This is a genomic window from Halobellus marinus, from assembly GCF_032113415.1.
Taxonomy (GTDB): domain Archaea; phylum Halobacteriota; class Halobacteria; order Halobacteriales; family Haloferacaceae; genus Haloquadratum; species Haloquadratum marinus.
The window spans coordinates 3,202,323-3,219,252 of the sequence record NZ_CP134946.1 but is presented as its reverse complement, the minus strand read 5'-3'; the positions used below and the strand labels follow the sequence as shown (position 1 = coordinate 3,219,252).

Below are 16,930 nucleotides of genomic sequence, written 5' to 3'. Positions count from 1 at the left end.
TACCGAGGTGTCCGAGAGCGAAACCGAGTCTTTATCGAACGACGTCCTCTACGATGCGCTCTCACAGACGCGACGCCGGTACGCGCTGCATTACCTCAAACAGCGCGGCGAACCTGTTTCCGTGCAGGAGCTGGCCGAACAGGTGGCCGCCTGGGAGAACGAAAAGGAGATCGAGGAACTCACCTCCCAGGAGCGAAAACGGGTCTATATCGCGTTCTACCAGTCTCACCTGCAGACGATGGACGACAACGGACTGGTCGAGTACGACGATGACGACGGAACAGTCACCCTCTCGGAGTCGATGCGGGATATCGATCTCTACCTGGAAGTCGTCCCCGAAGAAAGCGTCCCCTGGAGCCTCTATTACGCCGGGCTAGCGGTCGCAAACGCCGCGATCCTGCTGCTCGCGTGGTTGGAGATCCGTCCGTTTACGATGCTTCCCGACCTGGCCTGGGGTGCGGTCGTGCTCGTGACGTTCGGCGTGTCGGCGTTCGTCCAGTTCTACTACAGCCGACAGATGCACATCGGTGACGACGGGCCGCCGCCGGAACTCGCGGAGTGAGTGAATCCGACGCAGGTTACAGGCGGGGCAGGCCGAGGCGGTTCACGGCGCGGAGACGATTTCGAGGTCGCCGTCGTCGGTGATCCGGACGACGGTGTCGAACAGCGATCTGAACACGCCCACGGTCTGTTTGTCGTGCGCGTCGGGGTCCATATGGTAGTGTGCCATCGCGTCGACCGACGACAGTTTCCCCCGGAAGATGTGCAGAAACCGAAACAGACGGCGCGGTTCGACGTACTGAAGCAGCGCGGTCAACGAGTGGACACAGACTGCCGTTCGCTCCTCTTCCGTCGAGATATCGGAGATAAGCCGACTGAGCGTGATTCCGAGGCGGGTGAGATCCGAGGGGTCCGAGACGGTCTCGATCGTGATTTGCTCCGGCCCGCTCTGGGTCGAGATGGTCGTCGAGGCGGGCGCACCACCAGTCTCCTCACCCAGAGAAACGACGACCATACTGGCGGGCGACCCGGAACTGTACCGCTGCCACATCGAGAGCCAGTCGTTCGCGGAGCGCGTGACCGTAACCGCGAGGATGTTCGTCCGGTCCGGAACGGCGTACGACAGAAGCGCTGTACAGTTTCGGTCGCAGTCGGCCCCCTGGACCGGGCCGAGCACCAGGACGTCGGAGGCGTCGTCGATCGTCTCGAAGGGGATGCTGTCGGTCGTTTGTGTCTCCTCCTGCTCCGGGACGTTGACCCACTCGAAGGAATTATCCTCGCGTCGCCCTTTGTCATCCGAGCGTCGCTTCTTGCCCTGTCGCTCCCGGACCGAATTCGCGAGGTCTTCCAGGGAGGCAGAGAGAGATTCCCCGTCGTCGGCCTCATCGTCGGGTTGCAAGTCGTCAGTGCCGTTCATTGCTGTGTTCCTGGGTCAGGGGGCCCTGCATCGGGAGTGAGTCCGTCGAAGAGCGCACGGCAACGGACTGCTCTTTCTGTCCCGCACGTCCCGTGAGTCGATCGCACAGTGTCGCGTCGGCGTCGGGGCAAACGCCGACGGAAGAGGCGCTGCGATCCCTCCGGGGATACCGAGGAATACGTTGGATAGCGAATAAATATACCGGAATTTGTATCGACGGCTGCAGAGAGCGGGCAGGGCGTCCAACGCGCCGCCGTCTCTCCGGAGCGGAGTCATCGGTGGCACCTTGGTATCAATCTACAGAGACATCGGGACCCAATGCGCCGAAGTGCCGAAACTTGGCAAACAGGAGCGGTAACAAAGCTTTTACTCGTACAATCTTTAGTTTCACTCACCGAACAATATCGAGATGTCGGAAGAGTTTCCGGACCCGGGCGGCGATCCGTTCGAAGAGGAGTCCTTCGACGAGTGGCTCGAGCAGCAGGCCGCAACGCAGGGGCTCTCCCGGGAGGAGCTCTTCGAGCAGTTGATCTCTTCGTACTGGACGCTCACCGAGATGACGCAACTGCTTGAGAACACCGGAAGCACCGATCCGCCGTTCGATCCGTCCCAGTCGGAGAGTTCGACCCCGCTGCCGACAGACATCGGATCTGAGGGGACGGACGCCGATCGTCGGGAGCCGAACGAAATACCGTCCGACGACGCCGCGGAAACAGACCGCGGCCACGAAGCCATCGTCGACCGTCTCGATGAACTCCAAGACCGGGTCGACGAACTAGAGTCGACGCTCGAATCGGAAGTCGAGCGCGGGCAATCGCTGGATGCGGTCGCAGAAGCGGTAGTCGAACGGATCTCCGAGATAGAAGCTGAGCTCGACGGACTGGCGACGGAACTGGATTCGACACGCGAGTCAGTAACCGACGACTACGACTCGCTTGCAGAGGACATCGACGACCTGGAGGCTGAACTCAGCCGCGAAAAGGACACGCGTGCCACGGCACAGCAGAAATTAACGGCCGAGCAAGACCAGATCCGTTCGTGGCTGGACACGGAATTCGACAATCTAGAGACAGTTCTCGAGTACCTTATCTCCCGGACCGACGAACTGGAAACCGACATCGAGAGTGCGGACTCACACTACGGGGACGCACTCTCACGGCTCCGCTGGGAGCGCGATGTACTGGATTCGCTCAAACGTGATGCCGCAGCGGCGGGTGTACACGCCGGCGAATGTGAGTCGTGTGCCGAGACAGTCGATCTCGATCTGCTGTCGCGGCCCTACTGTCCGAACTGTGAAAGCATTCTGACTGGGATCGAAGAGCGCGACAAGTGGCTGTTCTTCTCCGAAGCCGTCGTGACGACAAAAGGAAACGGCGCCGGATCCGACGCACACGGGAGTACGAGAGCCGGCGCCGGGATCGAGCCGGCAGAGCACACCACGGCATCGTCTCCCTCTCAAGCAGGACCCGGACAGGACCCCGACGCTCGATCGGCCGACTCAGACCGAACCACTCAGGCCGACGCGTTCGAGAAAGAGCCCGTCGGTGGGGAATCGACCGAGAATGGCGGCGGAGACTTCGGAACTACCGACCGGCCGAAGACAGAGCAGGACAGTTCCCCGGGAGCAGCAATCGATCGCGACGCGTCGTCGTCCGCTTCCCGCGAGTACGGATCGAACGAACCGGAGGAGAGTCCGACGGAAGATACCCCCTTCGAGTTCACCGATGCGATCGAAAACTCACCACCGGAAGAAACCGCCGACCGATCCGGGAATCGCGACGACGCGCAGTCGTTCTCAGCGGACGGCAACCGCGAGCCGATGGATCGCGAAAGGGACGACAGCGACGTGGAGTCTACCTTCGACAACCTCGGAGAGTGGGTGCGACAGGAAGAGCAAAAAACGGACTCCGCAGACGGAAACTCGCGGCGACGTGAGTGATTCTGACTGGGGCCGATCAGCGGGCGCAAAGTCCTTAGGAGAGGTATCACCCGCGAGAGAGGCCGACGTCGGAAGGTCCGCCTGTGGGACGACGGCCGACCCGAAGGCCAGATTTATTCTTTCGGCGGTCAACTAATCTCACACTGTTGGGGTCGTATGGACAATCAATCACACGTACTGGTCGTAGACGACGAAGCGGATCTCGCAGATCTGTACGCTTCGTGGCTCTCGGCGAAGCACACCGTCGAAACAGCCCACAGCGGCTCCGAGGCGATCGAGAACGTCCACGACTCGATCGACGTGGTGCTTCTGGATCGCCGGATGCCGGGGCTCTCCGGGAACGCGGTGCTCGAGGAGATCCGCGAGCGCCACCCCGAGTGCCCCGTGGCGATGATCACGGCAGTCGATCCCGACTTCGACATCCTAGAGATGGGCTTCGACGCCTACGTGACGAAACCGATCTCCGCGGAGGAACTCACGACGGTCGTCGACTGTCTCCTGCGGCGCTCCGAGTACACCGAGACGCTACAGGAGTTCTTCGCCAAACTCTCGAAACGCGAAACGCTTTCCTCCCAGAAGCCACAGTTCGAACTCGAATCGAACGAGCAGTATCGAAAACTGGAGGAGGACATCGAGCGCCTCCGGAAACAGTCGGAAGAACACATCACCGAACTCGACGACGAGGACTTCGAGGCGCTGTTCCACCGCCTGGATGCGTGACGGGTGGTGTCGCCGTCGCTGCAGCCGATCGAAAGATTCGTCACGATCACTCCCGTTTTTTTCCGCCGAGCGCCACCCCCGTGGACGGCACTCGGCGGGAAACAGTGAGCGTAATCGAGATCAGAACACCGCTCCGGTGCTATGCTATCGTCTCTTCGATCGTTTCTAGCAGGTCTTGCCGGCTATACGGTTTGAAGAGATACGCATCGGCGCCGGCTTCGACCGCGCGCATCTTCACCTCGTTACTGACATAGACGGTACTGACGATGACCGAAATAGTGGTGTCGAGTGATTTGATCGACTCAGTCGCGTCGATGCCATTGCCCTCCGCCAGATTGAGATCCATCACGACGACGTCGGGGTTCGTCTCGCGTGCGAGTTCGACCGCGTCGTCGGCGCCGCACACTGTCCCGACGATCGTGTGTTCCTTCTGGACGTAGTTGCGTAACAGCGTCGCCTGCACGTCCGTATCTTCGACGAGTAAGATGGATGCCATATGTAGCTGGTGTGAGCGAATGCGGCAGCGAGCGCGCATTTGCTGCGGGACTCTCTGGAATGTGACTCGTCCTATACGTTCGGCACGTGTATCCTTCACGATTCGTTGCCGGACGTGCGAGACGGTGACAGACGGTAGCCACACAACGCTTTTTCCGAACGCCAACAAAGTTACAGAGGCTATCGGGGCCAACTGGCGAGCAGGACACTGCTGTCGGTCAACCCGATGAAAACAGTGAGTAGGATGTCGACAGAGAGGTGGCCGTACGCCATCGCGGGGACGGGAGCCCTCCTGAGTCTCACCCTCGTCGGGGAACTGTTCGTGTACGTGTCCGTCTCGGGGATGCCGTACAGTGGATTCCCCATCGGGATCCTCACCTCGGTTCCGTTCGTGATCGGCCTCGTGTACGGCGGATACTGGCTCGCCGACAGCGAGTTGCCATCCGAGCGGTACGACCAGGTGGGTCGCTGGTGGGTCGGCGGAACGATCGGGATGATTCTCCTAGTGTTGGTCGTCAACATCCAGATACAGCCTCTCTCGACGATACTCGTCGTCGGGACAGTCCGGTGGAGCGCTGCGATCGGTGGCGGTGCGGGGCTCCTGATGGGGATTCTTCAGGCACAGGCAATTTTGCGGGGCATCGAGGCCGAAAAGGCGCGCAAGCAACGGCAACAAGCCGAACGGGAGAGGGACAATCTCGAGGAGTTCACCCGGATCGTCTCTCACGACCTGCAGAACCCCCTCCACGTCGCGCAGGGTAATCTCGAACTGCTGCGTGAGGACTGCGAGAGCCCACGGATCGACACCATCGAACGGGCGCACGATCGGATGTCGACGATTATCGAGCGAACGCTGACCCTCGCGCGGGCGAGTCGCCCGATCAGTGAGACCGGGCCGGTGGATCTCGCCGCGGTCGCCGAGAGGTCGTGGGAGATGATCGAGTCGGCCGACGCGACGCTCCAGAGAGAAGGCACACAAACGATCTGTGCCGACAGCGACGCGCTCCAGCACCTCTTCGAGAACGTGTTTCGGAACGCGATCGAGCACGGGGGCGACGAGGTCACGGTCCGGGTCGGGGTACTCGAGACCGGGGCGGGGTTTTACGTCGAGGACGACGGCCCCGGGATCCCGGACGCCGATCGCGAGCAGGTGTTCGAATCCGGGTACTCGACCGCGCCAGAGAACCTGGGGTTCGGACTCAGTATCGTCAGGCGGGTCGTCCAGCGTCACGAGTGGGAGATCACGGTCGGAGAAAACGACGACGGCGGGGCGAGATTCGAGATTCGCGGAGTCGAAACACCCGACGACTAGACGCCGGTCCGCTCCGAACCTTTTATACCAGCGGACTGGTGTTCATTACGTACACAGCGGCCCGCCGAAGCAGCACGGGCGGGGTGCTAGCGCGCCAGTGGTCCAGTGGTAGGACAGTGGCTTCCCAAGCCACTAGCCCGGGTTCAATTCTCGGCTGGCGCATTTTCGGCCGAGCACAGTGAGGCGGCCATCGCGACTACCGGGAATCGAATCAGGGAGCGGAGCGACCGTGGTGCAGTTTTCAGATAGGGCACTCCTCTTCTCGTCAACGGCCACACCCGTCGGTGAGTTCCACGTGAGACACCGTCGGCACGCTCGCGTGGGCCTGACCCCGGCCGGCGGTCTGATAGATCGGTGATAATTTCACCGTCGGACTGCGAAGTGGCCCAGTATGGTGGTTTCGACGGCCCGCCTCGAACGGACCGCTGCCCCGTTCGCTGCCCTCCCCGCCCGCTGGCTGCTCCTCCCGCTGGCCCCCGTAGCCCTCACGGCGCTCGTGATCACGATCGGGTACGTCGCGGCCGGCGGCGACGCCCCCGGCTTCCCGCCGCAGTTCCCGACGCTCGCCTACGGCGTCGCGAACGTCGTCGTCGTCGCTCTCCTCTACCGGCGGGTGCCGACAGACGTCTGGAAGGCGGCCGCGCTCTTCCGGAGGCCGTCGAGCCGCGAGATCGCGGTCGGCATCGCGGCGACCGCAGTGGGCATTCTCGTCGGCTGGCCCGCGACAACACTCCTCGCCGACGCGGTCGGCGTGGCGCGCTATACGGTCCCGGAGGTCTCCGGGCCGATCGGGATCGGTTCGCTGTTCTTCGGCGCCGTGATCGTCGCCCCGTTCGCCGAGGAACTGCTCTTCCGCGGGCTGCTCGTGGGGATCCTGCTGGAACGCGGCGTCGACACGGCGGTCGTTGCCGCGGGATCGCTCCTCGTCTTCGCCGCGATACACGTCTTCACCGCGGGCGTCGGCGGCGTCGTCAACGCCGTGCTGCTCGGCGCCCTCCTGACGTGGCTCCGGTTTCGCTTCGACAACCTCGCCGGCGCGTGGCTGATGCACGCGTTCAACAACGCCGCGGAACTGCTCGTGGCGCTGTCGATGGTGCCGTCGCTGTACGCGCTCTAATTCGGTCTATCAGCGACCAACGACGGCGACTCACTCTCCGGGCGGCGCCAGGTCCCGCTGGAACTCGTCGAAGACGTCGAGATCCGCCGGCAGATCGTAGTCGATCCGGCGCTCGGACTGTCGCTTCGGGAGCGAATCCTCGACCGGCGCCGCGACCGACTCCCAGCCCGGTTTGACCTTCAGGCTCTTGGCGGGGATGCCCGCCGCGATGTGGTGGTCCGGGACGTCGCCCTGCACGACCGACCGGGCACCGACGACGGCGTTCTCGCCGATCCGACACCCGGCGCGGACCATCGCGTCGTAGGTGACCCGGGCGTCGTCGCCGACGATGGTGTGGTAGTTTTCGACCGCGGTCTGATCGACGACGTCGTGATCGTGGCTGTAGATGTGGGCGTTGTCGGAGATGGAAGCCCGGTCGCCGATGGTGAGCTTGCCGCGGTCGTCCAGGTGGACGTCGTCGTGGATCACGACGTTGTCGCCGACAGAGATGTTGTGGCCGTACGTGAAGGTGATCCCCTTGAAGAACCGACAGTCGTCGCCGCAGTCCGCAAAGAGGTGAGTGGCGAGCATCTGCCGGAAGCGGAGCGCAAAGGCGACGTTGTCGGCCATCGGCGTCGCGTCGAACTGTCGCCAGAGCCACTGGAGATACTTCGAGCGCTGGAAACGCTCTTCGTCCTTCTCGGCGTAGTACTCGGATTCGAGCGTCGCGTTGCAGGGGTCGTATCCCTGCAGGCGGACGCGTTCGGCCGGAGATATGTCCTCGCCCGCCTGCCAGCGCTCGTACGCTTCACGGTCGCCGTGTAAGTCGACGAGCGTCTCCGTGACGACGCGGCAGGTGTCCTCGTCGGAGGCGAGTCGGTCGTCGACCTCCTCGATGAACGCATCCACGTTCGCTTCCGCCTCCGGAGGAAGGGAGACGTTGACTTTTGTCATCGGCGCCGGGTTCGGACTCCGGCGGCATATCCGTTCGGTTGTGTACTGCGGTCGACAGACCGCGTCGGGGCGGCGAAAATTCCGTCAAGCGTCGGGACGGACACAGCCTCGCTATCTGTCACCGCCGCAAAGGAACCCAGCACTGCGAACTCGAACAGAGAGACGGCGCCGCCGGCCGCGGCCGGACCGCCCGCGACGACGCCCCACAGGGAGAGCGTCCCGACGAACCCTGCGAGTGCCTCGGGGGAGAGGCCCCAGAGGTCGTCCACAGCACGGCGTTGACGATGACCGCGTGGACGAAGTACGCCGAGGTCCGGTCGGCGAGGGTCTGGATCTCCGGCTGCCGGGACTGGGCTTCCTTGACCGTCTGAACGGTCTGCTGGATCGACGTATCCGCCCCGACCCTCGTCGCCTGGACGGCGAGTACGCCGTTTTGTTCACCGTCGAGCCCAGGACCTCGCCGCCGATGCGCTCCCTGCGACTCTCGCCCGGCACGGTGTGCCCACTGCTCGCCCCGTTCGATGCCCCGTAATGTATACCCCGATGCAAGACACTCGGAGAGAGTATGCCGCTTGTCGAGGTGCCCGGCGTCGCCGTCGTCTTCGCCTTGGTCGTCCTCGCGCTCGTCGCGTTCGTCACGGAGGTCGTTCCGAACGACGTCACGGCGATCGCGTTGATGGCCATCCTCGTCGTTCTCGAACCGTGGACCGGTGTCGGCGCCCGCGGCGCCATCTCCGGGTTCGCAAACCCCGCGACGGTGACGATCATCGCGATGTATATGCTGAGTGCCGGGGTCCAGGAAACGGGGCTGATCGACCGCCTCGGCGTCTATCTGGCGGCGTTCACGCGCGGCGACGAGTTCCGGGCGCTGCTTGCGACGGTCGGCACGACCGGGCCGATCGCCGGATTCATCAACAACACCCCGGTCGTCGCCGTCTTCATCCCGATGATCACGGACTTAGCGAAGCGATCGAACACCAGCCCCTCGAAGCTCCTGTTGCCGCTGTCCTACGCGGCGATCCTCGGCGGGACGCTCACGCTCGTGGGGACGTCGACCAACCTCCTCGCCAGCGACTTTGCCCGCCGACTCATCGACGGCCGCGACGGGATCGGGATGTTCGAGTTCACCGCCCTCGGCGCCGTGTTGCTCGTCGTCGGTACCGCGTACCTCCTGACGGTCGGCCGGTGGCTCACGCCCGCCCGGATTCCGGCCGACGCCGACCGCGTCGCGGAGTTCGATCTGTCGGACCATCTCGCGATGGTGCGCGTCCGTTCGGAGTCGCCCGCGGTCGGGACGCCGCTGGACGTATTCGACGAGGCTCAGGCGGAGATCAGATTGCTTCAGCTCCGCCGGGACGGCGACGCGCTCGCAGGGCCGGGAGCGGACACGCCGATCGAAGCCGAGGACGTCCTCGTCGTCCACGGCTCGCTGCAGGCGGTAAACCGCTTCCGGGAGACGGCGGACGTGAGCCACCTCCTCCGGAAGTCCGTCACGGAGGATACGTTCGAGGCGACCGCGACCGACGGCACCCTGGCGCGGGCGCTCGTCCCCGATGACTCCCCGTACGTCGGCGAGAGAGTGGCCGAGACCGGCCTCCGTAAATATCACGCGACGACCGTGCTGGCGGTCCGGCGCGGGGGCGAACTGTTGCGCACCGACCTCGACGATCGGACGCTCCGCGCCGGCGATCTGCTGCTCGTCCGGACGACGCCGTCGTCGATCGGGTACTTCCGCGATACGGGGAAACTCGTCGTCGTCGACGACGGCGCCGCCGCGGGATCGGCTGGCGATAGCGATAGTGGCGACGCCGACGGGGCTCTGCCTCCGATATCGTCGAAGGCGCCGCTCGCGGTCGGGATCCTGCTCGGCGTCGTCGCGGCCGCGGCGCTCGATCTCCTGCCGGTCGTGATCGCTGCCCTCGCGGGCGTCGTCGTGATGGTCGTGACGGGCTGTCTCACCACCGCCGACGCCTACGACGCCGTCTCCTGGAACATCGTCTTCCTGCTCGCGGGCGTCATCCCGCTCGGACTCGCCTTAGACGAGACCGGCGGTGCGGCGTTGCTCGCGGAGTTGCTCGTCGCGGCCGGTGAGGTCCTCCCGCTCGTGGGCGTCGTGTTCGTGCTCTATCTGGCTGTCGGCGTGCTCGCGAGCGTCATCACGCCAGTCGCGACCATCGTGCTCGCGATCCCGGTCGCCGTCGACGCCGCCGCTCGCCTCGGCGCCAACGAGTTTTCGTTCCTCCTCGCGGCGATGTTCGCCGCCGCGACGTCCTTTGCGACGCCCATCGGCTATCAGACCAACCTGATGGTCTACGGTCCGGGCGGCTACGAGTTCGCGGACTTCCTCAGAGTCGGCGGACCGCTGCAGGTGCTCCTGGCCGTCGTGACGACGGTCGGCGTCGCTACGATGTGGGGGCTGTAGCCGGATCGTCGGCGACGCATTCGGCACCCGATCGATGGCTGCCGTCACTCCGCTCTGTCGTCACCGTCACTCGCGGCTTCGACCTTGTCGGCGTGGGACTGCAGCGCATCGGCGACCGTTCGCGCCTCGTCGGGCGAGAGCGTCACCTCGTCGGCGTGGGCCGGCAGCGACTCCAGTTGCGTGTTGTCGAGTTCCAGTTGGAGCTCGACGTGGTCGGGATTCTCGCGCGGTGACGTGACGTTCAGCACTGCGACCGCGGAGTCCTCGAAGTCGTGACTGCGTGCCGTGGCGTCAACGAGATCAAGCGTCGTGTAGGCGTTTACCTTGAGCAGTCGGTTCGGCATCGGTTATATTGGGTGGCGTATCCGTAAGTCGCTGCCGCTCCGGTCGGTGGGAGGGAGTCAGCGCAGCGTTCGGAGGGCCGAGCGCTTTGGGAGGCCCTGCACCTCGGAGGGCTGAATGCCGTCACGCGTTCGAAGAGCCGAGGACGGTCCGATCAGTCGTCAGCGGGCGCCGGCGGCTGTGCGTCCATCCCGTCCTCCTCGGCGTAGGGATACCAGGTCATCTTGGTGTTGTGCATCATCGGATCCTCGTAGTCGGTCTCCTCGGGTTCGATGACTTCTGCGAGTTCCTCGTCGTCGTGGCGGGCGACGAACGCGCGGAAGGATTCACCGTCCTCGCGCTCGGCCGCGAAGTGCTCGATCAGGTTCGCGAGCGCGCCGGGGACCTCGTCGACGGGGACGCGCTGGGTGACCCAGCGGGCGAACTGCGGTTCGTCTCCGAGGCCGCCGCCGAGTCCCACGTCGAGGGCCTCGACCGCGTCGCCGTCCTTGCGGGTCTTCATCCCGCGGAGACTCACGTCGGCGATCTGCGGCTGGGCACACGAGGCGGTGCAGCCGGAGAGGTGGACGTGGAACTGGTCGACGTCCGCGGGCAGATCGACGTTCTCCTTCAGCCAGCGCGCGTAGCGCACCTGGCGGTTCTTCGTCTCGACGATCGACAGCGAACAGAACTCCGTACCCGTACAGGCGACCGAGCCGCGCATAAACGGCGAGGGGTCCGGGGAGTAGTGTTCGAGCAGATCCTCGGCGAGGAAGTCGTCGAGTTCCGAGTCGGGCACGTCGGTGACGATGACGTTCTGCCGCTGGGAGAGCCGAACCTCGCCGGAGCCGTACTCCTCGGCGAGGTCGGCGAGTTCGAGGACATCCGCGGCGCCCATCCGGCCGACCAGGACGTTCAGGCCGACGAAGTTTTTCCCGTCCTTCTGCTCGTGGACGCCGATCAGGTCGTTGCGTTCGCCCTCGCCGGTGTTGTAGGTGTACTCCTCGCGGACGTCACGGCCGGCAGTGTGGAGGTCGAAGTCGACGTACTCCTCCTGGAGCGTCTCTCGGACCTTCTCGGCGCCCCACTCGTCGACCAGGAACTTGATGCGGGCGTTGTAGCGGTCCTCGCGGTCGCCGTAGTCCCGGAAGAGCGCAGAGAGGCCGTCCGCGACGGCGGCGACGTTCTCGGGCCGGGTCCACACGTCGATGTCGCGGGCGAAGCGCGGCTCGTTGCGGGCGAGGCCGCCGCCGACGCGGACGTTGAAGCCGACGACGTCCTCTCCGTCGCCGGACTGCGTCCGGCTGCTCGTCGAGGTCCCCTCGACGGCGTCGACCTCCTTGTACGCGGGCTCGAAAGCGAGGTCGTTGATGTCGCCCTGCCCGGAACCGTCGGCGGAGCCGGTGACCGAGACCTTCCACTTCCGCGGGAGGTTCGAGTGGTCGTCGTTGCCTTTGAACGTCTCGTTGAGGTCGCGGATGACCGGCCAGGCGTCGATGACTTCCTGTGCGTCTTTGCCGGCGACGGGGTTGCCGACGATGTTCCGCCAGGAGTCGCCACACGCCTGCTGTGTCGAGAGGCCGTTCTCCTCGAGTTTCTCGAAGATGTCCGGCACGTCCGAGAGTTCGATCCAGTGCAGCTGGATCGCCTGCCGGGTCGTGAAGTCGGCGTAGGCGTCGCCGAAGATCGGGTTCGTGCCCGGGCCGCGTGCGTATTCGTCGGCAATCTCGCCGACGACGCGCAGTTGGCCGGGTTCGAGCACGCCGTTCGGCGTCCCGATCCGCATCATAAAGTAGCCTTCCTGCCCGTTCCGCTGGTGGTACAGCCCCCACCACTTGAAGCGCTCGAACCACGCGTCGCGCTCGTCGTCGGGGATCGTCTCGAAGCCTTCCTCCGCGAATCTAAACAGGTGGTCCCGGATCTCGTTCCCGTAGACCTCCGATTTCCAGTTTTCGACGTCCGATGGCATCGTTGTCCGATACAGTACCCCCACCTTCAAAGAGGAACTCGTGGCGTCAACCCTTCCCGCTGCTCCCGCTAATCGGAGTCTTTTGCCGGTTCGTCGTCGGGGCGTGCACGGAGGACGCCCTCGCGGTCGAGATCGACGAACTCGCCGTCGACGATCCGGCCGACCGGGACCCACCCAGTCGTCGATTTCGCCCCGCAGACGATACACTGGCCGTAGACGCGCACTTCGACGGTTCGGCCGTCGACCCCGACCTCGAGGAAGTTCTCGACCACCATATCCGCGAGGTCGCAGTCGCAGAACCGCTCGGAGTCGAGCCGCCAGAGTTCGCTCACGCTCACACGGCGTTCGTCGTCGACAGAGAGCCACGCGCCGTCGTCGAGGATGCGGAGTCGAGTCGTCACACCCGACCGTACGGGCCCCGTGACCCCGTCTCTGACGGCGGTCACAAACCGCGACGCTGTCGCTGACGTCGGCTGTGGGGAAGATCCGACCGCTGTCGTGCGATCATCGGCGAATCACCTCGTCGTAGGAGCCGGAACAACGTTCCGGTATCCGGGAGTAGTGGTCCGAATTACTCCGGAAGCGCCCCTTTTACGGGACGGGTCCGTACGGCTGTTCGATGAGTGATACGGTCTCGACTGAGGACGACGCCGCTATCGACGGCGACGCGGGCGGGGTGCGACAGCACGCACCGGCCGACGTCGCGCCGGAGTTGTACCAGCCGACGACGAGCGACACAGTGACAGGCGATCCGACGGCGGACAGTGCAACGACGCGAGACACCGCGACGGAGTACCGATGAGCCAGACGATGGGACTGGAGTCTGACGACGACGCGACCGAGGAGTCGGACGACGACGAGTACAGTCATCTCAAGGATCTCTCTGACGGCGCCGGCTGCACGGAAATCTGGGAGCACCTCTCGGACAGCCGCGAGGAGTAGTTCCGCGACTTTGCGCCGACCGTACGGGGAGCCGGCTGGGCTTCTCGCTGCGGGCGCACGAGGGGGAGAGCCTTTTAATCGCAGCCCCGTTACGTGAACCAAGATGGCAAACGACGACGCCGCCGACCGGGCCGGACGACTCCCGGCCGACCGCGAGGAGCCCGTTGGCGAGCCGGTCGTCCGCGCCGACCCGGCCGTCACCGGGGAGCGCGCCCAGGAGGCGGTGGGGTTCGACCCGGACGACCCCGAAAGCGTCGCCGAGGCCGCCGAAACGGTCCGGGCGTTCTCGGAGAACACCGTCGGCGCCGCGGACAACGTCTATATGCTCCGCGGGGCGGCCGCCTGTGCAGCGCTCGTCAGGGGGGTCGGCTCCTACAAGGAGGCGGTCGAGCGGGCCGGCGGCGACGTCTCAGTCTCCTTCGTCCGCAAGTGGGCGCGCGTCCACGACCTCCCGCAGGCGATCCGCCGGCACGTCGCCCGTGGCGACATCGCGCCGACGGCGGCCAAGCACATTGCCCGCGTCTCCGGCGTCGACCGGTTCGACCTCGCGTGGGCCGTCGTCGACGCCGATCTCACCGTCCGGCAGGTGCGGCGGATCGCAAGCGAAGTCGACGGCGACACGACCGCTGCCGCCGCCCTCGCCGCCCGCGGGATCGAACTCGGGCGGATCGAACTGTCGCTACCGCTCGACGTCTACCGGGAACTGCGGCGACGGGCCTCGATCGAGAACCGCGAACCGGGCGACCTGGTGGCCGAGGCGCTCGAATCGCACTTCGCCGATACCTCACAGTAACTATTGGATTCGCTCCTCGGTGCGCATCGGTATCGAAGTGGTGAGCACCGGGACACAGTTACCACAATCAGTATCGATCAATCGCGGGCGAACGAGTCGGGATCGCCAACCGCCGATTCTTCCGGACCCGACGCACCCGGCGAGTCGAGAACGGCACCCCCCGAATCCGACGGTGCGGACCCGACGTCGGACGATTCCACAGGGACCGGCAGATACAGTTCGGCGACGGTGCCGATGGAGTCGTCGTCGCCATCGTCAGTCTCCGGCGTATCGAACCGCAAGGAGCCGCCGGAGCGACGCGCGACGTGGTGGACGAACTGCAACCCCAGCCCGGACCCGTGGAACAGCGGGGTGATGTCGGTCACCGTCCCTGCCGACTCCCGTTCCATCTCCGGGATCCCAGGGCCACGGTCGGCGACGCTGACGACGATCCGGTCGCCGTCTCGGCGCACCGACACCGACACGTCCGGCGTCTCGCCGCCGTGGGTGATGGCGTTCTCGATCAGTTCCGCCACCGCGTCGCGGAGTTCGGGGATGGCTCGCACCTCGTGGGCGGTGGAGCACTCGAGCGTGATCGGGTAGTCGGGGTACGCGTCACGGAGATCCACGACGACCGTCTCCAGAAGCGGGCGGACGTCGAGCCGTCGTGGCTCCGACTGATTGGTGAGTAGCTCCACGACGCGCCGCTCCTTGTCGGCGAGTCCGACGAGTTCGTCGCCCGTTCGTTGAATCTGCTGTGCGGAGTCCTGCAGTTTCCCGCTCGTCCCCGCTTCGAGGAGTTCCGCGTGGCCCTGGATCAGGTTCATCTTGTTGTAGAGGTTGTGCCGGAGGATCCGATCGAGCACCCGGAGGTGGTGCTCGCGCTCGGCGCGCTCGGTGACGTCCCGACAGATCGCGACCGTCCCGTCGACCTCGCCGTCCTCGCCGTAGTGGGGGTACCGGGTCGTGATGAACGAGCGCTCGCCCTTCGTAGGGAACGTTGGCTCGATCTCGTAGGTGATCGCCCGATCCGCCTCGATGACACGGGCTTTCCGCTCTTGGATCAGCCGCGCCGAGTGATCGTCCATAAACGCGAACTCGTCTTCGCCGGTCAGTTCCGCTTTCGACAGCCCGGCGTAGGTGGCGACCGCATCGTTGACGATCTCGAAGTCCCCGTCGCGATCCTGGAACATAATCGGATCTCCCAGGCGATGGACGATCTCCCGGAAGGTTTCGAGTCGCTCCTTCGTGTGGACCTGTTCGGTGACGTCGGTCTGGATCGCGACGAACCCCTCGATCTCGCCGTCGGCGACGATGGGCGCGATCGTCTCGGAGGCGTGGTAGTGCTCGCCGGATTTCCGCGCGTTGACGATCGGTTCGGACCACACCGCTCCCGAGAGGATCGTGTTCCACAGCCGAGTGTAGTACTCTTGGTCCATCTCCCCGGATTTGAGGATCGACGGATCCCTGCCGATCGCCTCCGCGGCGTCGTAGCCGGTGATCTCCTCGAACGCGGGGTTGACGTACTCGATCGTGCCGTCCTGTGCGGTGATGAAGATCGCGTGCCCGGCGGCCTCGACCGCGCGCTCGAACCGCCGGACGTTCTCCTGGCTCCGCTTCCGCTCGGTGACGTCCTGGAACGCCCCGCGAACACCGACGACCTCGCCGTCCTCGACGATCGGCACGCCGCGGGAGCGGACCCAGCGCTGCTCGCCGTCAGCCTTATAGAATCGGTACGTCTCGTCGAACGGTTCGCCCGCGAGCGCCCCCTCGACGTCGGCACGGACCGACTCCCGGTCGTCGGGATGGTAGAACTCGATCGCCTCCGCCAGCGTCGGTTCGTACGATTCCGAGACGCCGTGAAGCTGGTAGGTCTCGCTCGTCCATCGAAGTTCCTCGCGGTCGGCGTCGAGTTCCCAGCCGCCGACGTCGGCGATCGACGACGTCTGCGCCAGGAGGTCACGCTGTGCTTCGAGTTCGTCGTCGCGCTGGGCAAGTGCATCCTCGACCGCATCCACCAGGAGGGCGCGGTCGGCGGTATCGATCGCACCCGGCACGTACCGGACCGCGTCGCCGTCGGCCGCCGCACGGGCGAATGCGGACACGGGAGTCGACGGAGTCAGGATGACCGGGCAGTCGGTGGCCATCTCGCGGATGTCGTCGACCGGTGACGGGGTGGCTCGATCGGAGTCAATCGTCGAGGATGGTGTGTCCGCCCAGACGACGCAGTCGACCGGGGTGGCAGCGAGCGTCGCCCGCCACGTCGACGCAGGCGTCGTCTCAACGCGAACAGGCGGCGAGCACGCTTCGAGGGCGGCACGGAGCGTCGAGGCGAGTGCGTCGTCCTCGGACACCAGAACCACGAGGTGGGCGGCGGCAGTCATCGTCCACCGCGCGGCCCGGTTCGTCCCCGGCAACGGACAGCCGTCTTCTTCCCCCAGATACCCCCTGTCACAATCACTTTGGGCACCGTTCCGTCGCGAGCGGTTATATCCCTTTTTCTGTGCTGTCAGGTTCGGTCGGGAGCGCAGAGCCCCGAGAGTAAACGCTTATCCCGGCCGCCGGGTTATG

General features: G+C 65.2%; 16 protein-coding genes, 1 tRNA gene and 1 pseudogene. 10 read left to right on the top strand and 8 right to left on the bottom strand.

The window, feature by feature from the left end:
- The first annotated feature begins 7 nt into the window (after positions 1-7).
- Positions 8-562 carry a DUF7344 domain-containing protein gene (locus RJT37_RS15940; protein ID WP_313685996.1) on the top strand — a complete coding sequence of 185 codons (555 nt, stop codon included), beginning with the start codon at positions 8-10 and terminating at the stop codon, positions 560-562.
- Between the two features lie 42 nt (positions 563-604).
- Here the strand turns inward: RJT37_RS15940 and RJT37_RS15935 are convergent, their stop codons facing one another.
- Entirely contained in the window at positions 605-1,417 is an 813-nt protein-coding gene (locus tag RJT37_RS15935; RefSeq protein WP_313685994.1) for a DUF7504 family protein, read from the bottom strand.
- Positions 1,418-1,826: 409 nt separating this feature from the next.
- Between RJT37_RS15935 and RJT37_RS15930 the strand changes: the two genes are divergently transcribed.
- Positions 1,827-3,356 carry a hypothetical protein gene (locus tag RJT37_RS15930; protein ID WP_313685992.1) on the top strand — a complete coding sequence of 510 codons (1,530 nt, stop codon included), beginning with the start codon at positions 1,827-1,829 and terminating at the stop codon, positions 3,354-3,356.
- A 156-nt stretch (positions 3,357-3,512) separates the two neighbouring features.
- On the top strand, positions 3,513-4,076 hold the full coding sequence (locus RJT37_RS15925) for a response regulator (RefSeq protein ID WP_313685990.1): 564 nt from the start codon (positions 3,513-3,515) through the stop codon (positions 4,074-4,076).
- A gap of 139 nt (positions 4,077-4,215) precedes the next feature.
- Here the strand turns inward: RJT37_RS15925 and RJT37_RS15920 are convergent, their stop codons facing one another.
- A complete protein-coding gene (locus RJT37_RS15920; RefSeq protein ID WP_313685988.1) occupies positions 4,216-4,572 on the bottom strand; it encodes a response regulator in 357 nt (118 codons plus the stop codon).
- 243 nt (positions 4,573-4,815) lie between these two features.
- Here RJT37_RS15920 and RJT37_RS15915 point away from each other — a divergent pair, with 243 nt between their 5' ends.
- From RJT37_RS15915 to RJT37_RS15905, 3 genes are all read left to right on the top strand, one after another.
- Complete coding sequence (locus tag RJT37_RS15915; protein ID WP_313685986.1) at positions 4,816-5,883, top strand: sensor histidine kinase; 1,068 nt, start codon at positions 4,816-4,818, stop codon at positions 5,881-5,883.
- Between the two features lie 91 nt (positions 5,884-5,974).
- Positions 5,975-6,045 (top strand) — tRNA-Gly (locus RJT37_RS15910).
- Between the two features lie 229 nt (positions 6,046-6,274).
- Positions 6,275-7,000, top strand: a complete 726-nt coding sequence (locus RJT37_RS15905) for a CPBP family intramembrane glutamic endopeptidase (RefSeq protein WP_313685984.1) — start codon at positions 6,275-6,277, stop codon at positions 6,998-7,000.
- A gap of 30 nt (positions 7,001-7,030) precedes the next feature.
- Here RJT37_RS15905 and RJT37_RS15900 read toward each other — a convergent pair whose 3' ends face one another.
- Both RJT37_RS15900 and RJT37_RS15895 read right to left on the bottom strand, forming a co-directional pair.
- Positions 7,031-7,933, bottom strand: a complete 903-nt coding sequence (locus tag RJT37_RS15900) for an acyltransferase (protein ID WP_313685983.1) — start codon at positions 7,931-7,933, stop codon at positions 7,031-7,033.
- A 119-nt stretch (positions 7,934-8,052) separates the two neighbouring features.
- A pseudogene (locus RJT37_RS15895) lies at positions 8,053-8,440 on the bottom strand (heavy metal translocating P-type ATPase); the annotation flags it as partial.
- Positions 8,441-8,498: 58 nt separating this feature from the next.
- Between RJT37_RS15895 and RJT37_RS15890 the strand changes: the two are divergent.
- The gene (locus RJT37_RS15890) at positions 8,499-10,355 is read left to right on the top strand and encodes an SLC13 family permease (RefSeq protein ID WP_313685982.1); all 1,857 of its coding nucleotides are present in this window, start codon (positions 8,499-8,501) and stop codon (positions 10,353-10,355) included.
- Between the two features lie 44 nt (positions 10,356-10,399).
- Here RJT37_RS15890 and RJT37_RS15885 read toward each other — a convergent pair whose 3' ends face one another.
- The 3 genes from RJT37_RS15885 to RJT37_RS15875 all read right to left on the bottom strand — a co-directional run bounded on the left by RJT37_RS15885 (position 10,400) and on the right by RJT37_RS15875 (position 13,046).
- On the bottom strand, positions 10,400-10,699 hold the full coding sequence (locus RJT37_RS15885; RefSeq protein WP_313685980.1) for a DUF6360 family protein: 300 nt from the start codon (positions 10,697-10,699) through the stop codon (positions 10,400-10,402).
- Positions 10,700-10,851: 152 nt separating this feature from the next.
- Positions 10,852-12,645: a nitrite/sulfite reductase gene (locus RJT37_RS15880; RefSeq protein WP_313685978.1), complete on the bottom strand. Its 1,794-nt coding sequence runs from the start codon at positions 12,643-12,645 to the stop codon at positions 10,852-10,854.
- Between the two features lie 68 nt (positions 12,646-12,713).
- Complete coding sequence (locus RJT37_RS15875; protein ID WP_313685976.1) at positions 12,714-13,046, bottom strand: DUF8134 family protein; 333 nt, start codon at positions 13,044-13,046, stop codon at positions 12,714-12,716.
- A gap of 218 nt (positions 13,047-13,264) precedes the next feature.
- On the opposite strand from RJT37_RS15875, the gene RJT37_RS15870 reads away from it, so the two are divergent.
- From RJT37_RS15870 to RJT37_RS15860, 3 genes are all read left to right on the top strand, one after another.
- Positions 13,265-13,447 carry a hypothetical protein gene (locus RJT37_RS15870; RefSeq protein WP_313685974.1) on the top strand — a complete coding sequence of 61 codons (183 nt, stop codon included), beginning with the start codon at positions 13,265-13,267 and terminating at the stop codon, positions 13,445-13,447.
- The gene (locus RJT37_RS15865; protein WP_313690067.1) at positions 13,444-13,587 is read left to right on the top strand and encodes a hypothetical protein; all 144 of its coding nucleotides are present in this window, start codon (positions 13,444-13,446) and stop codon (positions 13,585-13,587) included. The genes RJT37_RS15870 and RJT37_RS15865 overlap by 4 nt, the downstream gene beginning before the upstream one ends.
- A 103-nt stretch (positions 13,588-13,690) precedes the next feature.
- Positions 13,691-14,380: a DUF7119 family protein gene (locus RJT37_RS15860; protein ID WP_313685972.1), complete on the top strand. Its 690-nt coding sequence runs from the start codon at positions 13,691-13,693 to the stop codon at positions 14,378-14,380.
- A 77-nt stretch (positions 14,381-14,457) separates the two neighbouring features.
- Here the strand turns inward: RJT37_RS15860 and RJT37_RS15855 are convergent, their stop codons facing one another.
- Positions 14,458-16,743, bottom strand: coding sequence for a PAS domain S-box protein (locus tag RJT37_RS15855; RefSeq protein ID WP_313685970.1), 2,286 nt, complete (start codon positions 16,741-16,743; stop codon positions 14,458-14,460).
- Positions 16,744-16,930 lie beyond the last annotated feature (187 nt).